Annotated in this window: 19 protein-coding genes; 7 read left to right on the top strand and 12 right to left on the bottom strand. The window is 69.0% G+C overall.

Going from position 1 to position 15,711, the window contains the following annotated elements; all coding sequences use genetic code 11:
- Window positions 1-7: 7 nt before the first annotated feature.
- The 6 genes from AUL35_RS10955 to AUL35_RS10930 form a co-directional block, all read right to left on the bottom strand.
- A complete protein-coding gene (locus AUL35_RS10955) occupies window positions 8-310 on the bottom strand; it encodes an HPr family phosphocarrier protein (protein ID WP_062014714.1) in 303 nt (100 codons plus the stop codon).
- A gap of 61 nt (window positions 311-371) precedes the next feature.
- Entirely contained in the window at window positions 372-773 is a 402-nt protein-coding gene (locus AUL35_RS10950; protein ID WP_062014712.1) for a PTS sugar transporter subunit IIA, read from the bottom strand.
- Between the two features lie 202 nt (window positions 774-975).
- Complete coding sequence (locus AUL35_RS10945; protein WP_062014710.1) at window positions 976-1,455, bottom strand: HPr kinase/phosphorylase; 480 nt, start codon at window positions 1,453-1,455, stop codon at window positions 976-978.
- Window positions 1,452-3,245 (bottom strand): sensor histidine kinase, encoded by a 1,794-nt coding sequence (locus tag AUL35_RS10940; protein ID WP_082666264.1) that lies wholly within the window; start codon window positions 3,243-3,245, stop codon window positions 1,452-1,454. Before AUL35_RS10940 ends, AUL35_RS10945 begins: the two co-directional genes overlap by 4 nt.
- A 29-nt stretch (window positions 3,246-3,274) precedes the next feature.
- The gene (locus AUL35_RS10935; protein WP_062014709.1) at window positions 3,275-3,985 is read right to left on the bottom strand and encodes a response regulator transcription factor; all 711 of its coding nucleotides are present in this window, start codon (window positions 3,983-3,985) and stop codon (window positions 3,275-3,277) included.
- A gap of 233 nt (window positions 3,986-4,218) precedes the next feature.
- Window positions 4,219-4,698 carry a pyridoxamine 5'-phosphate oxidase family protein gene (locus AUL35_RS10930; protein WP_062014707.1) on the bottom strand — a complete coding sequence of 160 codons (480 nt, stop codon included), beginning with the start codon at window positions 4,696-4,698 and terminating at the stop codon, window positions 4,219-4,221.
- A 331-nt stretch (window positions 4,699-5,029) separates the two neighbouring features.
- Here AUL35_RS10930 and AUL35_RS10925 point away from each other — a divergent pair, with 331 nt between their 5' ends.
- The 6 genes from AUL35_RS10925 to AUL35_RS10900 all read left to right on the top strand — a co-directional run bounded on the left by AUL35_RS10925 (window position 5,030) and on the right by AUL35_RS10900 (window position 9,446).
- Window positions 5,030-6,640 carry a phosphoenolpyruvate carboxykinase gene (locus tag AUL35_RS10925; RefSeq protein ID WP_062014705.1) on the top strand — a complete coding sequence of 537 codons (1,611 nt, stop codon included), beginning with the start codon at window positions 5,030-5,032 and terminating at the stop codon, window positions 6,638-6,640.
- Between the two features lie 139 nt (window positions 6,641-6,779).
- Window positions 6,780-7,256, top strand: coding sequence for an alternative ribosome rescue aminoacyl-tRNA hydrolase ArfB (gene arfB, locus AUL35_RS10920; RefSeq protein WP_062014704.1), 477 nt, complete (start codon window positions 6,780-6,782; stop codon window positions 7,254-7,256).
- Window positions 7,257-7,396: 140 nt separating this feature from the next.
- Window positions 7,397-7,960 carry a fasciclin domain-containing protein gene (locus tag AUL35_RS10915; RefSeq protein WP_062014702.1) on the top strand — a complete coding sequence of 188 codons (564 nt, stop codon included), beginning with the start codon at window positions 7,397-7,399 and terminating at the stop codon, window positions 7,958-7,960.
- A gap of 96 nt (window positions 7,961-8,056) precedes the next feature.
- Window positions 8,057-8,554, top strand: a complete 498-nt coding sequence (gene msrB / locus AUL35_RS10910) for a peptide-methionine (R)-S-oxide reductase MsrB (RefSeq protein WP_062014700.1) — start codon at window positions 8,057-8,059, stop codon at window positions 8,552-8,554.
- 143 nt (window positions 8,555-8,697) lie between these two features.
- Window positions 8,698-9,135 carry an Hsp20 family protein gene (locus AUL35_RS10905; RefSeq protein WP_062014743.1) on the top strand — a complete coding sequence of 146 codons (438 nt, stop codon included), beginning with the start codon at window positions 8,698-8,700 and terminating at the stop codon, window positions 9,133-9,135.
- Between the two features lie 56 nt (window positions 9,136-9,191).
- Entirely contained in the window at window positions 9,192-9,446 is a 255-nt protein-coding gene (locus AUL35_RS10900) for a DUF1150 domain-containing protein (RefSeq protein WP_062014698.1), read from the top strand.
- Window positions 9,447-9,519: 73 nt separating this feature from the next.
- Here AUL35_RS10900 and ptsN read toward each other — a convergent pair whose 3' ends face one another.
- The 6 genes from ptsN to lptC form a co-directional block, all read right to left on the bottom strand.
- Window positions 9,520-9,984: a PTS IIA-like nitrogen regulatory protein PtsN gene (ptsN, locus tag AUL35_RS10895; protein WP_062014696.1), complete on the bottom strand. Its 465-nt coding sequence runs from the start codon at window positions 9,982-9,984 to the stop codon at window positions 9,520-9,522.
- A 145-nt stretch (window positions 9,985-10,129) separates the two neighbouring features.
- The gene (hpf, locus tag AUL35_RS10890; protein WP_062014695.1) at window positions 10,130-10,708 is read right to left on the bottom strand and encodes a ribosome hibernation-promoting factor, HPF/YfiA family; all 579 of its coding nucleotides are present in this window, start codon (window positions 10,706-10,708) and stop codon (window positions 10,130-10,132) included.
- A 95-nt stretch (window positions 10,709-10,803) separates the two neighbouring features.
- Complete coding sequence (gene rpoN / locus AUL35_RS10885) at window positions 10,804-12,132, bottom strand: RNA polymerase factor sigma-54 (protein ID WP_062014693.1); 1,329 nt, start codon at window positions 12,130-12,132, stop codon at window positions 10,804-10,806.
- A 101-nt stretch (window positions 12,133-12,233) separates the two neighbouring features.
- Complete coding sequence (gene lptB / locus AUL35_RS10880) at window positions 12,234-12,995, bottom strand: LPS export ABC transporter ATP-binding protein (protein ID WP_062014741.1); 762 nt, start codon at window positions 12,993-12,995, stop codon at window positions 12,234-12,236.
- Between the two features lie 128 nt (window positions 12,996-13,123).
- Window positions 13,124-13,747: an LptA/OstA family protein gene (locus AUL35_RS10875; protein WP_062014691.1), complete on the bottom strand. Its 624-nt coding sequence runs from the start codon at window positions 13,745-13,747 to the stop codon at window positions 13,124-13,126.
- Window positions 13,744-14,463 carry an LPS export ABC transporter periplasmic protein LptC gene (lptC, locus tag AUL35_RS10870; RefSeq protein WP_062014689.1) on the bottom strand — a complete coding sequence of 240 codons (720 nt, stop codon included), beginning with the start codon at window positions 14,461-14,463 and terminating at the stop codon, window positions 13,744-13,746. Before lptC ends, AUL35_RS10875 begins: the two co-directional genes overlap by 4 nt.
- A gap of 272 nt (window positions 14,464-14,735) precedes the next feature.
- On the opposite strand from lptC, the gene sppA reads away from it, so the two are divergent.
- Window positions 14,736-15,689, top strand: a complete 954-nt coding sequence (sppA, locus tag AUL35_RS10865) for a signal peptide peptidase SppA (RefSeq protein ID WP_062014687.1) — start codon at window positions 14,736-14,738, stop codon at window positions 15,687-15,689.
- Window positions 15,690-15,711 lie beyond the last annotated feature (22 nt).

Here is a 15,711-nt window from a genome sequence, read left to right as displayed (position 1 = left end):
TCGGCCGTCAGCATTCCTCGCCGAAGCGGTTGGCGAGAAGGTCGGAGATCGCCTCCATGGCGGCCTGCGCGTCGGGGCCGTCGGCCTCGACGTCGATCGTGGTGCCCTGGCCGGCGGCCAGCATCATCAACCCCATGATGGACTGTCCGCCGACGCTCATGCCGTCGCGCGAGATGATCAGGCGTGCGTCGAAGCACTCGGCGGTCTGCACGAACTTGGCGGAGGCCCGAGCGTGCAGTCCCTTGCGGTTCACGATGGCAAGGGTGCGTACGATCGGCCCTTCCTGCGGTTTCACGGCTGTCTGGCTCATCGGCTGAAATCTTCGGACAAGAATACGGGACCGGTGGCGGACGACATGGGGGAGGGCTCCGCTACTGACCGCTGAGAATTCGACTGGCGACGGCGATGTACTTGCGACCGGCATCCTGCGCGCGAACGAGGGCCTCCTCCATGGAATGCTCGGCCCGCACGCTGGCGAGCTTGATCAGCATGGGAAGGTTGACCCCGGCCAGGACGTCGATGCGATTCTCCTCCATCACCGAGATGGCGAGGTTGGAAGGCGTGCCGCCGAACATGTCGGTCAGGATGATGACGCCCCGCCCGCGATCGGCGTCGCGAACCGCCTGAAGAATGTCGAGACGGCGCTGCTCCATGTCGTCCTCGGCACCGATGCAGATGGTCTCCAAGGCGTCCTGGGGTCCGACCACATGCTCCATGGCCAGCTTGAACTCGCGGGCCAACTGGCCGTGGGTCACAAGCACCAATCCGATCATGCGACCCCGTACTCCGCCACTTCGCTAGGCATTCGATTGTGCGCTTGCGGGCACCGCCTCCGCAAGGCACACCGCCGTCACATTCGAAAGATTCCGGGTTTTCAACGCGGATCGGTCGTATCCGGCCCCTTGCGCTTCGCATCCGGGTTGTAAAACCGCACACCTATGCACAGTTCGTGTGCTGCGGCTGCGAAGAATCCCGTCACGCCGCGTCCGGATCGATCCGCTCGGCTCCCGACAGGAGCGCGACCACGAGATCGGCGCCCGTGGTGCTCGCCCGCGCCGGCCATCGCACCGCAGCAAGCACGATGCCGGCGAGCGTGTCGTCGGCACGGGCGGGCATGCGCTCGCACGGTTCCGGCGCCTCCAAGAGATCGACGAGGAGGGCGACCGGGCAGGGCTCGGCGGCAGGCACGCGCAGAAGCCCGACGCCCCGCGCCTCGATCAACCCCTTGAGTGTGTCGGGCGCGAAGGCGACAAGCCTTCCCTCCTCGACCCGCAGGCGCACGCGGTCGTCGGCCAGAAGCCGGCCGGGCGTGCCGTCGAACAGGCGGCGCGACAGGAGCGCGAGCGCGAGCGCGGACTTCCCGCTTCCCGCCACACCCCGAATCAGGACCGCGCGATGGCCAAAGGCGACGGCGCTGGCATGGATGCCGCCGGGGCCGAGCGGGTCGTCGCTCATTCCTCGGCCGGAAGCGTCACGATGAAGCGCGCGCCCGCCACGCTCCCGTCGCCGCGCAGGATGTTCTCGGCCTCGAGCGTACCGCCATGGGCCTCGACGATCTGGCGCGAGATCGACAAGCCGAGGCCGGAATTCTGGCCGAAGCTCTCGGCGCCCGGTCGGTCCGTGTAGAAACGCTCGAAGATGCGTTCGATCTTCTCGGCCTGGATGCCCGGGCCGTTGTCCTCGACCGTCACCACGACGTGGCGCGAGCGGCGCCTGAGGCCGACCGTGATCTCCCCGCCGTGATCGGGCACGAAGGAGCGCGCGTTGTCGACGAGATTAGTGAAGACCTGGCTGAGGCGCAGGTCATGTCCCGAAACGCGGAAGGTCTTGCCGGCGGGCGGGGGTGTTCGCTTCAGCTCGATGCGCGTGTCGCGGCCGGGCTTCAGGTGCGCGCGCGCCCCGTCCACCACCGAGGCGACGAGGCCGCCGAGATCGACGCGGCTCGAGACCTCGCGCGCCAGTTCCGCGTCGAGACGCGAGGCGTCGGAGATGTCGGTGATCAACCGGTCGAGCCGCTTCACGTCGTGCTGGATGATGGCAAGGAGGCGCTGGCGCGACTCGTCGTTGCGCGCGAGCGGCAGGGTCTCGACCGCCGAGCGAAGCGAGGTCAGCGGGTTCTTCAGCTCGTGGCTGACATCGGCCGCGAAGCTCTCGATCGCGTCCATGCGCGCATAGAGTGCGTTGGTCATGCCGCGCAGCGCGGTCGCCAGGTTGCCCACCTCGTCGGCGCGGTCGCCGAAGTCGGGGATCTCCTCGCGCGCGTTGACCCCGCGCCGAACGCGCACGGCCGCCGCCGAAAGGCGCCGCAGCGGCGTCGCGATGGTGGAGGCCAGAAGCATGGACAGAACGACGGTGACAAGCGCGGCCACCGCGAAGGTGCGCACGATCGCCATGCGCTCGGCCTGTACGATCTTGTCGATGTCGCCCCCTTGGGTCGACAGCATCAGGACGCCTAGCACGGCCCGCGCGCGCTGGATGGGAACGGCGACCGAGACGATGAGCTCGCCCGTCTCGGTGGAGCGCACAACCGCGGACGGACCGCCCGTCAGCGCGCCCATGACCTCGGAATAGGTCGTGCCGGACCCGCCCGCCGCCTCGCGGTAGACCGGCAGGCCGCCATGGCCGAAGATTCGCCCCGCCTGGCTTTCCAGCCACGAGAAGACGCTGTTGTCGCTTTCCTCGGCCACCGGCGGCAGGCCGAGACGCTGGATCTGGCCGAGCGAGTAGAGGTGGCGCGAGTCGAGGATGAGGTTGGCGTCGCGGTCGTAGAGGCGGGCGCGCGTGCGCGTCGGCGAGATCAGGCGGCGCAGAAGCGGGGCCACGCGCTCGGGATTGATCGGAAAGTCGAGGGACTCGGCCTCGGAGCCGGGCTGCACCGTCGCGCCCGCCTGCATCTCGAGGAGGCGCTCGGGGTCGAGCGTGATGGAATTGGTCTCGACGGTGGCCGAGGAGGCGATGGCGCTCGCGATGATCTCGCCCTGCGTCAGGAGGCTTTCGACGCGCGCGTCGATCAGCCCGGCGCGGAACTGGTTGAGATAAAGGATGCCCGAGACGAGGACGATCAGCGCGACGAGGTTGAGAAAGACGATGCGCCGGGTCAGCGACGAGAAGATCGAATGGCCCAGCACCCAGCGCAGCCGGAAGAGCGTGCGGCGGACGAAGGGCACGCGCCGCCAGCGCGCGCGAAGGGAGCGCGGCCGGGCCGGGGAGGCGGCGGGCGGAGAGCCCTCGCTGGTCAACGCCAAGAACGGCCTCCTTATGCCGAGAGCGGCCTTCAGATCTCGCGGAAGCGGTAGCCCACGCCGTAGAGCGTCTCGATCATGTCGAAGTCGTCGTCGATCGCCTTGAACTTCTTGCGCAGGCGCTTGATGTGGCTGTCGATCGTGCGGTCGTCGACATAGACCTGCTCGTCGTAGGCCGCGTCCATCAGCGCGTCGCGGCTCTTCACGACGCCGGGCCGCTGGGCGAGCGAGTGGAGGATCAGGAACTCGGTCACGGTGAGCGTGACGGGCTGCCCCATCCAGGTGCAGGTATGGCGCTCCTGGTCCATCACGAGCTGACCGCGCTCCAGCGAAGCCTCCGGCGCCGGGCCGCCGCCCTTGGCCGCGACGGAGGGATCGCGCGGGGCGCCGCGCCGCAGGATGGCGCGCACGCGCTCCACCAGGAGGCGCTGGCTGAAGGGTTTGCGGATGTAGTCGTCGGCGCCCATCTTGAGGCCGAAGAGCTCGTCGATCTCCTCGTCCTTGGAGGTCAGGAAGATCACGGGCAGGTCGCTCTTCTGGCGCAGGCGGCGCAGGAGCTCCATGCCGTCCATGCGGGGCATCTTGATGTCGAAGATCGCAAGCTGCGGCGGGCGGGCGGACAGGCCCTCCAGCGCCGAGGCGCCGTCCGTGTAGGTCTCGACCCGGTAGCCCTCGCTTTCCAGCGCGATCGACACGGAGGTCAGGATGTTGCGGTCGTCATCCACCAGCGCGATCGTCGGCATCGTCGGACACTTTCCTTCAGTTTTCGTCGGGCGGCCGAGCCGCCCGGACGGGATACGGAACCCGCGCTCCGCCGTGGCCGATTCGGCCGCCCGGCGCGGAACGCGATGCGCGGTATCCGTTCACATTGTGTCTTTTGTCACGTTTTTCAAACGGATGCATGCAGAAGGGCCACAGCCGACCCTGGACCGCGGTGTGCGCGGGCGCGTGATCGAGCACCCGCGCCTGCCGCTCCTTAAAGACTGACCTTCACGTTTTCGGTCGTGTCGGGACGGGGCTTGTCGCCGAGATAGGCCTTGGCGAACTCGTAGGCTTGGGTAAGCTTGTTGCTCGTGACGTCCCAGATCTCGGCCTGCGACGGGTGGATCACGAGGACCGCGACGTCGGGCGAGTCCTTGCCCTGCGGCATCCAGGCCTCGGCCGCCGCATCCCAGATCTCGTCGATGCGGGCGCGGTCCTGCGTGACCGTGGCGGTGCCCGAAACGGCGACGTACTCGTTCTTGGAAGTGAAGGTGCAGGCGACCTGGCTGTCGGCGTCGACCTCGTCGACCTTGTGCGAGTTGCGGTCGGTGATGAACAGGATTTCCGATCGCTCGCGAGACACGCGCGGCGCCATCGGGCGCGAGCGCAGCTTGCCGCCGTCCCGTGTGGTCACCATGCAGGCGTCGAAGTCCTCGACCATCTTCCAGAACTTCTCGGTGGGCTGCTCCGCCATGGGAAGGCTCCTGCTGTCTCGAACGCGGGGGTGGGCGGAGCGGGCGATTCCCGCCCCGCCGGACGGGGAGGCAACGCGCAAAGTCGCCAAAGGTGCCCGAACCCGCGCCGATCACGAGGTAACGCGAAGGAGCAGCGAAAAATTTTGCACCGCCGAAAGACGCGGCTGAACCGATTGAACCGCGACATGTCAAGCTTTAAACCGATTAAGACATTGTTTTGACTGATGATTTGGCCGGGGTCGCCAGTTGCCGCCCCGCCCGGTCCGATTTATCTCCATCGCACCCGACGCTGTGTCAGCGCGGGCCGGTTCACGAGGCGGAGCGCGACACATGACGGAAAGCGGGATCCGGAACCCCGAGCAGGGTATCGAGACCACGGGCCTTCGCGGTCCCGCATCGCTGCGCTGGAACCTCGGGCAGGCCGAACTGGTCGAGATCGCCGTCAAGCGCGGCGAGGGGCGGCTCAGCGCGCACGGCGCCTTCGTGGTGACGACCGGCCAGCACACCGGCCGCAGCCCGAAGGACAAGTTCGTGGTGCGCGACGCCACCACCGAAGACCAGATCTGGTGGGACAACAACGCGCCCATGTCGCCGGACGCGTTCGAGCGTCTCTACGACGACTTCAAGGCCCATGCCGAGGGCCGCGACCTCTTCGTGGAGGACCTGTTCGGTGGCGCCGATAAGGCCGAGCGGATCGGCGCGCGCGTCGTCACGGAGTTCGCCTGGCATGCGCTCTTCATCCGCAACCTCCTGATCCGGCCCGACCGGGCGGAGCTCGAAGCCTTCCGGCCCGATCTTACGATCATCGACCTGCCGTCCTTCAAGGCCGATCCCGAGCGCCACGGGTGCCGCACCGAGACCGTGATCGCCTGCGACCTGACGCGCGGCATCGTGCTGATCGGCGGCACGACCTATGCCGGCGAGATGAAGAAGTCGGTCTTCACCGTCCTCAACCATCGCCTGCCGGCGCGTGGCGTCATGCCGATGCACTGCTCGGCGAACGTGGGCGCGGGCGGGGACGCTGCGGTCTTCTTCGGCCTGTCGGGCACCGGCAAGACGACGCTCTCGGCCGATCCGGCGCGCACGCTCGTCGGCGACGACGAGCACGGCTGGGGCGAGGAAGGGCTCTTCAACTTCGAGGGCGGGTGCTACGCCAAGACGATCCGCCTCTCGGCCGAGGCGGAACCCGAGATCTTCGCGACGACCCGCCGCTTCGGCACGGTTCTGGAGAACGTCATCCTCGACGAGGACCGGGTGCCGGACTTCGACGACGGCCGCCTGACCGAGAACACGCGCGCGGCCTATCCGCTCGACTTCATCCCGAACGCGTCCGCCACCGGCCGCGCGCCCCATCCGCGCAACATCGTGATGCTGACCGCCGACGCCTTCGGCGTGATGCCGCCGATCGCCAAGCTGACGCCCGAGCAGGCCATGTACCACTTCCTGTCCGGCTACACGGCCAAGGTCGCGGGCACGGAGAAGGGCGTCACCGAGCCGGAGGCCACCTTCTCGACCTGCTTCGGCGCGCCCTTCATGCCGCGCCACCCCTCGGAATACGGCAACCTCCTGCGCGACCTCATCGCCCGCCACCAGGTCGACTGCTGGCTGGTCTCGACCGGCTGGACGGGCGGCGCCTACGGCACCGGCTCGCGCATGCCGATCCGCGTGACGCGCGCGCTTCTCGCCCGCGCGCTCGACGGCTCGCTCAAGGACGCCGAGTTTCGCACCGACCCGCATTTCGGCTTCGCCGTGCCGGTCGCGGTGGAGGGCGTCGAGAGTTCGATCCTCGACCCACGTTCGACCTGGAGCGACCCGGCCGCCTACGACCGGCAGGCCGAGAAGCTCGCCGGGATGTTCCGGCGCAACTTCGAGAAGTTCGAGGCACATGTGGACACGGGCGTGATGGACGCCTCGCCGCGCTTCGCGCTCGCCGCCGAGTAGCGCACGAGACCTCTGGGAGGAGGGCTGGAGCCCGTGGCCGGAGACGGCTGCGGGCTCCTTTCGTGCGCACGCCCGCTTGGTCGGCGGGCGCAAGGCCGCTACCTCACTCCGGACGTTGGCGAACGGGGATCGGATCATCATGGCGAACGAGGGCGAGAAGGGCTTGGCGACCCGCCCCGAACGAGCGCCCGAGCGGGGCTTGCGCGTCTCCTCGCGGGTCGTCATCCCCGACGAGGATCTCGAGGAAAGCTTCATCCGCGCGGCGGGACCGGGCGGGCAGAACGTCAACAAGGTGGCGACCGCCGTCCAACTCCGCTTCCTGGCGGGGCGCTCGGCGGCGCTGGGGGACGAGGCGCGCGAGCGCCTCCTGAAGCTGGCCGGCGCTCGGGCCACCAAGGGCGGCGACGTCCTGATCGAGGCCTCGCGCTTCCGCACGCAGGAGCGCAACCGGGCCGACGCGCGCGAGCGCCTCGTCGCGCTCGTGCGCGAGGCGCTCGTCCCGCCACCTCCGCCGCGCAAGAAGACGCGGCCCTCGCGTGGGGCCGTGGAGCGTCGTCTTGAGGCCAAGAAGGGGCGCTCCGACATCAAGCGGATGCGCGGCCGCATCTCGGATTGAGCGCCCCTTGCGATTCCGGCCGATCGTCCCTCTCCAAATGGTGAAGGAAATTTCGTCGCACCACTGAGGCCGGCGCACGTCCCCGTTCGTATCTCCCGCGCCTTTCGGCACCGGAAGGCGAACCTTTAGGGAGACGCGAGATGATCACGACATTCATCAAGACCACCGCTCTGGCCGTCCTCGTGGCCGGCTCGATGGCCGGCACGGCCCTGGCGCAGAACGCCACCTCCGTCGAGGTCGGCGGCGCGCCGATGTATTCCAACAAGACGATCGCCGAGAACGCGCCGAACGCCTCCAACCTCTCGACCCTGGTCGCGGCGGTGAAGGCCGCTGGCCTCGTCGAGACGCTGAACGGCGCCGGACCCTTCACCGTCTTTGCGCCGACTAACGCGGCCTTCGAGAAGCTGCCGGCCGGCACGGTCGATACGCTGGTGAAGCCCGAGAACAAGGCGCAGCTGACCAAGATCCTGACCTACCATGTGGTGCCGGCCAAGGCGACGTCGGCGGACGCCATGGCGATGATCAAGAAGGACGGCGGCCAGCACAAGGTGAAGACGGTCGAGGGCGAGGAGCTGACGCTCGCCATGAAGGGCGACAAGCTGACCGTCACCGACGCCAAGGGCAACGTCGCCACCGTCACGCAGGCCGACGTCCTGCAGAAGAACGGCGTCGTCCATGTCATCGACACGGTGCTCATGCCCTGACGGACGGCGATCCCACCGTCTATATGAAAGCGGGTGCGCGGCGGACCTCCGGCGCCGCGCACCCCGTTCGCCATTCGCCGGAGAAGGAGACGAGCCATGCGGCGTCGCCAATTCCTTCTGGGCGGTGCGGCCCTGGCCGCGCTGGCCCCCTTTGCCCGGTCCCTGGTCGGCGCCTCGCCCGCCGCCGCCGAGACCTTTCCGGTGCAGATGACGCCCGACGAATGGCGCCGCAAGCTCTCGCCGGACGCCTACGCGGTCTTGCGCGAGGAGGCGACCGAGCGTCCCTTCACGAGCCCGCTGAACCACGAGAAGGCCGTCGGCACCTTCCACTGCGCGGGCTGCGACAATGCGCTCTACGCATCCGACACGAAGTTCGATTCCGGAACGGGCTGGCCGAGCTTCTGGCAGGCGATCGACGGCTCGATCGGCACCAGGAGCGACTTCGTGCTGGTCTACCCGCGCACCGAGGCGCACTGCGCCCGTTGCGGCGGGCATCTCGGCCATATCTTTGACGACGGACCGAAGCCCACCGGCAAGCGGCACTGCATCAACGGCGTGGCCCTCGCCTTCCAGGCCTCCGCCAAGCCGGCCTGAGACCCGCTCGGCGGGCTCTCGCCCGGCCGTTGAAGAGAGATGGCGACGACGCCATATGAGATGACGAGAAACGCCGCGCGGTGCCTCTGGCAGGGCCGGGCGGCGAGCAGAAAAGTCGCTTGGAACAAGGGCTTGGCATCGTCATGAGTCGGACACCTGTGTTCTCCAGCCCCCTTCTCGTCGGTTTCGACGGGGTGGAGAAGACGCTGGAGCGGATCGGTCGCGGAAGCGACGGATATCCGCCTTACAACATCGAGCGCGTCCCCTTGCGGGACGAGGACGCCGCACAGGGATCCCACGCCATCCGCATCACGCTGGCGGTGGCCGGTTTCCGGTCGGAAGACCTGGAGATCACCACCGAGGACAACCAGTTGACGATCCGCGGATCGCAGACCGAGGCGCGGGGCCGCGAATACCTTCATCGAGGCATAGCGGCCCGTCAGTTCCAGAAAAGCTTCCTGTTCGCCGACGGGATGAGGATCATGGGCGCCCAGCTCAAGAACGGGCTTCTGATGATCGATCTCGTGAAGCCTGAGCCCGAGCGAACCGTGAAGCGGATCCAGATCGTCGCGCAGGACTGAGGCCGGCTGAACCCTTCGCCCCTCCGCGCGTTTGTTGTCTCAAGGAGTTGCCTCTCATGACCGAACACCATCATCCGATCCTCTCCGATGCCGATCTCGCCGCGCTGGGCGAGGGGCACCTGGCCTATCTCCGCCGCATGTCGTCGGACGATATCCGGGCGCGCTTCCCCGCCGCACAGTCGATCCGGCCGGGCATCAAGCTCTGGGCGCTCTTCTCGGCCGACGGCACGCCGCTCGCCGTATCGGACGATCGGGGCTCGATCCTGGAGAGCGCGAGCCAAAACGAGCTGCAGACCGTCAGCCTGCACTAACCCTTTCCCGATCCTTTCGACGAAGGGCCGGGGCCGCCTCCTCCCAGGCGGCCCCGGCCCTTTTTCGTGGCCTTCAGGCTGCGAAGGGCGGGACCGTGCGCGTCATGAGATTGTGGATCGTGGTCGCGTCGTGCAGCGCGCGAAGCTGGGCGAGGACGGACGGGTCGCGCAGGAGGCGTGCGATCTTCGACAGGGCCTTCAGGTGGTCGGCGCCCGAGTCCTCGGGCGCGAGCAGCAGGAAGACGAGGTCCACCGGCTGGTCGTCGAGCGAGTCGAAGTCGACGGGCTTGGCGAGGCGGCCGAAGACGCCGCGAATGCGCGCGAGCCCCGCGATCTTGCCGTGGGGAATGGCGATGCCGCCGCCGATGCCGGTCGAGCCCAGCCGCTCGCGCGCGGTCACGGTCTCGTAGACGTCGCGCGGCGACAGGCCCGCCAGTCCCGCCGCGCGCTCGGACAGGTCCTGCAGCACCTGCTTCTTGGTCTGGGAACGCAGCGACGGGAAGATGGCGTCCTGCTCGATGAGTTCGGAAAGGTCCACGTTGCTCTACCTTCCCGCCTGCGTGCGGGGATTGCCGTCCCGATACCCCTGACATGGAGAGCTTGCCGCGCCCTCGCGTCGTTCCCTCAGGGGTCCCTGCCGCAGGCTTTGCGCCTGCGGCATGGGGTCCTTCAGCGGGCGGGTATCAGGTCTCGGGGCGCAATGTCGAGGGGTCGATCCAGCCGACATTGCCGTCGGCCCGGCGATAAACAATGTTCACGGTATCGTTGGCGCCGTTCTTGAACACGACCACCGGACCGTCCCGGCGGTCGAGCTCCATGACGGCGTTGGCGACGCTCATCGTGCCGACGATCATCGAGGTCTCGGCGATCACGGCCGGCGCGAAGTCCTCGGGAACCTCCTCGCCCTCCTCGGGAACGGGGCTGATCACGGTGTAGGCCACCTCGCGCGAGGCGTTGGTGAGGCCGGCCTTGTGGTCCTTCAGGCGTCGCTTGTAGCGACGAAGGCGCTTCTCGATGCGCTCGCAGGCCTCGACGAAGCTGGATTCGGGATCGTGCGACTCGCCGGCCGCCTGGAAGTAGACGCCGCTGTCGAGATGGATCGACAGGTCGGCGCTGTAGCGCTGCGCTTCCTTGGACACGACGACCGTGCCCGAGTAGTTGCCGTCGAAGTACTTGGCGACCTGTTCGGTGACCCGATCCTCGATCCGGGTGCGGAACGCGTCGCCGATGTCCATGTGACGGCCTGATACGCGAAGTGCCATTCGTTTCTCCTTCCGATGGTCGTCGCCGAACCTCGTTTCGCGTGTCCGGAGACGATGGGACTCGAAGCCGCACCGCGCCTTTTCGTTCCAGGCCCTCAGCCTGCCAGGCGGCGCGCCTTCATCTCTCGGCGGCGCTGGACCGAGGAGGGGAGGCCCAGCGCCTCGCGGTACTTGGCGACCGTGCGGCGTGCGAGGTCCACGCCCTCGCCGCGCAGCCGGGCCGCGATGTCGTCGTCCGACAGGACGTTGTCGACGCTCTCGGCGCCGATCATGCGGCCGATGCGCAGCTTCACGCTCTCGGCCGAATGCGCCTCGCCGCCGTCGCTGGCGCCGATGGCGACCGTGAAGAAGAACTTCATCTCGAACGTGCCGCGCGGCGTGGCGAGATACTTGCCGGCCGTCACGCGGCTGACCGTCGACTCGTGCAGCCCGATCGCCTCGGCCACGGAGGCGAGCGTCATGGGGCGAAGGCCCGGCACGCCGAGCCGCAGGAACCCGTCCTGCCGCCGCACGATCTCCTCGGCCACGCGCAGGACCGTGCGCGCCCGCTGGTCGAGCGAGCGCAGCAGCCAGGAGGCCGACTGCTGGCAGTTCTGGAGAAACTGGCGCTCCTCGGCCTCGATGCAGCCGCTCGCCACGCGGCGCGCGTAGGTCTCGCGCACCGCGACGCGCGGAAAGGCCCGCGAATTGAGCTCGACCACCCACGCGCCGTCCACAGGGCCGGCTACGAGGACGTCGGGAACGACGGCCACCGCTTCCTCCGCCTCGAAGCGCGAGCCGGGGCGTGGATCGAGGCGACGGATCTCGGCCAGGATCTCGGGAAGGTCGCTCTCGCGCTCGCCGGTGAGGCGGGCGAGCGCGGCGAAGTCGCGGCGCGCCAGAAGCAACAGGTGCGCGAGAACGGTGCGCATCACGGGGTCGAGCCGGCCGCGCCGCGCGAGCTGGAGGCCGAGCGCCTCGGCCAGCGAGCGGGCAAACAGGCCCGCCGGCTCGGCGGCTGCCTGGAGACGCTCCAGAAGGGCGAGTGCGTCCGTCTCGGCAAGTCCGAGGCTACCGGCGGCGGCCAGCGGATCGGTGGCGAGGAAGCCCGACGCGTCGAGGTCGGCGAAGAGATGCGCGGCAAGGCGCCGCTCCCGCTCGTCGGCGAAGATGTCGGCGATCTCGGACAGGGCGTGGGTCTGGAGCGTCGGTCCGGGTGCCGCGCGCTCGCGTGCCTCGAGGTCCGACCCGCCGCCCGGCGCCATGCGCACGGGCGCGGCAGCGGCCGGCCGCTCGACGCGCAGCAACGGATTGCTCTCGGCCTCGCGCTCCAGGAAGCCCTGGAGCTCGCCCCGGTCGAACTGCAGGAGGCGGATCGACTGGAGCAGTTGCGGCGTCATCACCAGCGACTGGCTTTGACGGACCTGCAGGTTCACCGAAAGCATGAGGGTGTCGGATCCCTTCCTCGCGCGGCCCGCTAGGGCCGTGCCAAGTCAACTGGTCCGCAACTTGCCTGTCAAGCGGCGAAGGTTCGCCGGGCGACGCCTCAGTAAGTGAACTGCTCGCCGAGGTAGACGCGCCGCACGTCCGCGTCGTCCACGATGTCCTGTGGCGATCCGTGCGTCAGCACGGCGCCGGCATGCATGATGTAGGCCCGGTCGATGAGGCCGAGCGTCTCGCGCACGTTGTGGTCGGTGATCAGGACCCCGATGCCGCGCCGGGTGAGGTGGCGCACCAGTTCCTGGATGTCGGCGACTGCGATCGGATCGACGCCCGCGAAGGGCTCGTCGAGCAGCATGAAGGTCGGGCGCGAGGCGAGCGCGCGGGCGATCTCGCAGCGCCGCCGCTCGCCGCCCGACAGGGCCGTCGAAGGCTGCTTGCGCAGGTGCGAGATGCGGAACTCGTCGAGCAGCGAGGTCAGCTGCTCCTCGCGCTTGGCGCGGTCGCGCTCCACGAGCTCGAGGACGGCGCGGATATTGTCCTCGACGCTGAGGCCCCGGAAGATCGAGGCCTCCTGCGGAAGGTAGCCGATGCCAAGGCGCGCGCGCCGGTACATCGGAATGCCGGTGATGTCGTGGCCGTCGAGCTCGATGCGCCCGCCATCCACCGGCACGAGCCCGGTGATCATATAGAAGCACGTGGTCTTGCCCGCGCCGTTCGGACCGAGAAGCCCGACGGCCTCGCCGCGCCGGACCGCGACGTCGACGGAGTCGACGACGCGGCGGCCGCGATAGGTCTTGGTAATGCCGCGCGCCACCAGCGTCCCGACCGAGGGATGCTCGGAGGGCGTGCCCTCGCGCGCGAGGATGTCCGCGCGCGGGTCGCGGGACGAGGGGACAGGACGGCGCGGGCCGCCCTCCGGCCGGGCCGGGATCGTATCGGACAAGACGCCTCCAGGGGTCTCGAAGGGGAGGGCGGCGGAGGCCGCCGGCTGCATCAGCGCGCGGCGGGGCGGCCGGACTGCTGCGCGTCGGGCGACAGGAGAAGGCGGACGCGTCCGCCGTTGGAGCCGCCCGAGGCGCCCTTGCAGTCGCGGCTCTGCAGCCGCGCGACGCCCGTGTCCATCTGGATGCGCAGGATGCAGCCGGTGGCGACGTTCTGGCCCTGGCTGAGCACCACGTCGCCGGTGAGGACGGCGACCTTGGTCGCCATGTCGAAGTCGGCCTTCTGGGCGGTGGCGACCTGGTCGGCGGACTTGATGGTCACCTTGCCGGTGGCCTCCAGGCGGCTGATGTCGCTGGAGCCGCCCGGCATGTTGCCGGTCGAGACGGGCTGCGCGCCGCCCTGTCCCTCGGCCTTGCGGACATAGTAGACGAGAAGCTTGTCGGCCTTCAGCGAGGTCTCGCCCTGCTGGACGGAGACCTCGCCCGAGAACGTGGCGAGCGACTGCTTGTCGTCGACGTCGAGCTGGTTGGACTCGATCGCGATCGGCTGGTCGCCCTGCACCTGCAGGCCGCCGAAAGAGTTGCCGAGCCCGGGCGACTGGGCCTGGGCCGCCGCCGGCAGGGCGCCCGCGACGAGAAGGAGCGCCGCCACGGCGGCCGGACGGATCACGTTCATGGGATGTTTTCGCTCGCTCGGGCCGCCGGGCCCGCTTCGGGGTTGGAACGGGTCTGCGGCAAGAGCGTCAGCTTGACCCGGCTGCCGAAGCTCAAGGTCTTGCCGCCGTCCGAGATGGAAACGTTGCCGGCCTCGAGGCGCTGGCTCGGCGTGGAGATCTCCACCGGCCCGTTGCCCGTCAGGCGGCCTTCGTTGAGAAGCACGTCGGCGCTGTCGAGGCGGATGCGGATGCCGCTCGACGTGTCGACCGCGATCTGGTCGTAGAGGCGCAGCATGTTGTTGCTGGTGTCGAAGCGCCCCTTGGCGGCGGTGAGCTCGGCGGTGGTCTCGGGATCGATCGAGAGGCTGGCGCGCACGGTCTCGAGGTCGATGCCGCTTCCGCCCAGCGCCTGGATGGCCCGGTCCGCGATCATGAAATAGGGCCGGTCGTTGCCGTCGACGCCCGACAGGCGCGGGTCCTCCATCACGAGCCGTCCGTCGACGATGCTGGTCGAGGCGAAGGCGACGTCCACCGGCAGGGCGCGCGCGAACCACGTCACGGCCAAGGCCGCGAGCACGATGACGACCGCCACCAAGGGCAGGCCGATGCGCAGCGAGCGCACGACGCGCGTGTGGCGTCGCGCGCGTCCGAACTCGCGCTCCAGCGCCCGTCCGTCGCCCGCCTGCGGGGCCTGACCCGGCGGCTGACCGTTTCGGTTAACGATACTGCCTTCCAACGCGCTTCCCGTCTCCCCGTCCATGGCCGACCGGCCGCCTCAGGGCGAGGCGACGAACCAATCTATGGGCAGTTCAAGTTTCATAACAGTGTCTAACAAGACACCCTAAGGCAGGATATGGGGTTTTTAGATGGTGGATGGGAGAGGGGCTTCCGCAGGCGCCGTTGCAGCCTCGTGAGCGCTACGGCTTGCCGCGACCGGACGCTCTGGCTATCGCTCGGGTCGGAACTTCCCGCTCGGGGCCTCGGGCCCCGTCCTCGACTGGAGACGTCATGGACCCCGAATCGCTGATCGACCGTCGCCGCCTGCGCCGCCGGCTCGGACGTTGGCGGGTCCTGGCGGTGCTCGCGCTGGCGGTTGCCGTGATTGCGCTCGGCGTCGCGGCGGGCTGGCGGCCCGGCACGGGCGGCCAGCAGATCGCCCGCGTCGAGGTGTCCGGCCTCATCACGGAGGACGAGAAGCTCCTGAAGCTGCTCGACGACCTTCGCGAGGAGGACGGCGTGAAGGCGGTGATCGTGAAGGTTGATTCGCCCGGCGGCACGACGGTGGGCGGCGAGACATTGTACCGCGCCGTGCGGCGGCTCGCCGAGGCCAAGCCCGTCGCCGCCGAGGTCGGGACGCTCGCTGCCTCGGCCGGCTACATGGTCGCGATCGCGGCGGACCGGGTCTTCGCCCACAACTCCTCCATCGTCGGCTCGATCGGCGTCATATTCCAGTACGTCAACGCTTCCGAGCTCCTGGGGCGGATCGGCGTCGATGTGAACGCGGTGAAGTCCTCTCCGCTCAAGGCCGAACCCTCGCCCTTCGCGCCGGCCCCGCCCGAGGCGATCGAGATGATCCGCCGCCTCGTCCTCAACAGCTACGACTGGTTCGTCGGCCTCGTCGCCGAGCGCCGCGGCTTCACGCCCGAGGCGGCGCGCCAACTCGCCGACGGGTCGGTCTTCACGGGCGAGCAGGGTCTGTCGAACCGTCTCGTCGACGCGCTGGGCGGCGAGCGGGAGATCCAGCGCTGGCTGGAGAGCGAGCGGGGCGTTCCCGCCGATCTCGAGATCGTCGAGCGCGAGCCCGAGGGGAAGGGCGGCTGGGGTTTCGGCGCGCGGGCGCAAGGGGCGTTCTTCCGCCTGCTCGGCCTCGACCCTTCGGCGCGCGATCTGCCCGAGGCGCTCGGCCTGCCCACGGCCCGCCTTGACGGTCTTCTGTCGCTCTGGCAGCCTCCGGCCCACTGAATCGACACGCCTCGCCCGATGC

Source organism: Aureimonas sp. AU4, assembly GCF_001463765.1.
In the GTDB taxonomy this organism is placed as follows: domain Bacteria; phylum Pseudomonadota; class Alphaproteobacteria; order Rhizobiales; family Rhizobiaceae; genus Aureimonas.
The sequence above is the reverse complement of the archived record's forward strand: the minus strand, read 5'-3'. Positions and strand labels throughout refer to the sequence as shown.

Coding starts and splice junctions, on each gene's coding strand:
- AUL35_RS10955 (WP_062014714.1), bottom strand. CDS start 310: ATGAGCCAGACAGCCGTGAAACCGCAGGAAGGGCCGATCGTACGCACC.
- AUL35_RS10950 (WP_062014712.1), bottom strand. CDS start 773: ATGATCGGATTGGTGCTTGTGACCCACGGCCAGTTGGCCCGCGAGTTC.
- AUL35_RS10945 (WP_062014710.1), bottom strand. CDS start 1,455: ATGAGCGACGACCCGCTCGGCCCCGGCGGCATCCATGCCAGCGCCGTC.
- AUL35_RS10935 (WP_062014709.1), bottom strand. CDS start 3,985: ATGCCGACGATCGCGCTGGTGGATGACGACCGCAACATCCTGACCTCC.
- AUL35_RS10930 (WP_062014707.1), bottom strand. CDS start 4,698: ATGGCGGAGCAGCCCACCGAGAAGTTCTGGAAGATGGTCGAGGACTTC.
- AUL35_RS10925 (WP_062014705.1), top strand. CDS start 5,030: ATGACGGAAAGCGGGATCCGGAACCCCGAGCAGGGTATCGAGACCACG.
- arfB (WP_062014704.1), top strand. CDS start 6,780: ATGGCGAACGAGGGCGAGAAGGGCTTGGCGACCCGCCCCGAACGAGCG.
- AUL35_RS10915 (WP_062014702.1), top strand. CDS start 7,397: ATGATCACGACATTCATCAAGACCACCGCTCTGGCCGTCCTCGTGGCC.
- msrB (WP_062014700.1), top strand. CDS start 8,057: ATGCGGCGTCGCCAATTCCTTCTGGGCGGTGCGGCCCTGGCCGCGCTG.
- AUL35_RS10905 (WP_062014743.1), top strand. CDS start 8,698: ATGAGTCGGACACCTGTGTTCTCCAGCCCCCTTCTCGTCGGTTTCGAC.
- AUL35_RS10900 (WP_062014698.1), top strand. CDS start 9,192: ATGACCGAACACCATCATCCGATCCTCTCCGATGCCGATCTCGCCGCG.
- hpf (WP_062014695.1), bottom strand. CDS start 10,708: ATGGCACTTCGCGTATCAGGCCGTCACATGGACATCGGCGACGCGTTC.
- rpoN (WP_062014693.1), bottom strand. CDS start 12,132: ATGCTTTCGGTGAACCTGCAGGTCCGTCAAAGCCAGTCGCTGGTGATG.
- AUL35_RS10875 (WP_062014691.1), bottom strand. CDS start 13,747: ATGAACGTGATCCGTCCGGCCGCCGTGGCGGCGCTCCTTCTCGTCGCG.
- sppA (WP_062014687.1), top strand. CDS start 14,736: ATGGACCCCGAATCGCTGATCGACCGTCGCCGCCTGCGCCGCCGGCTC.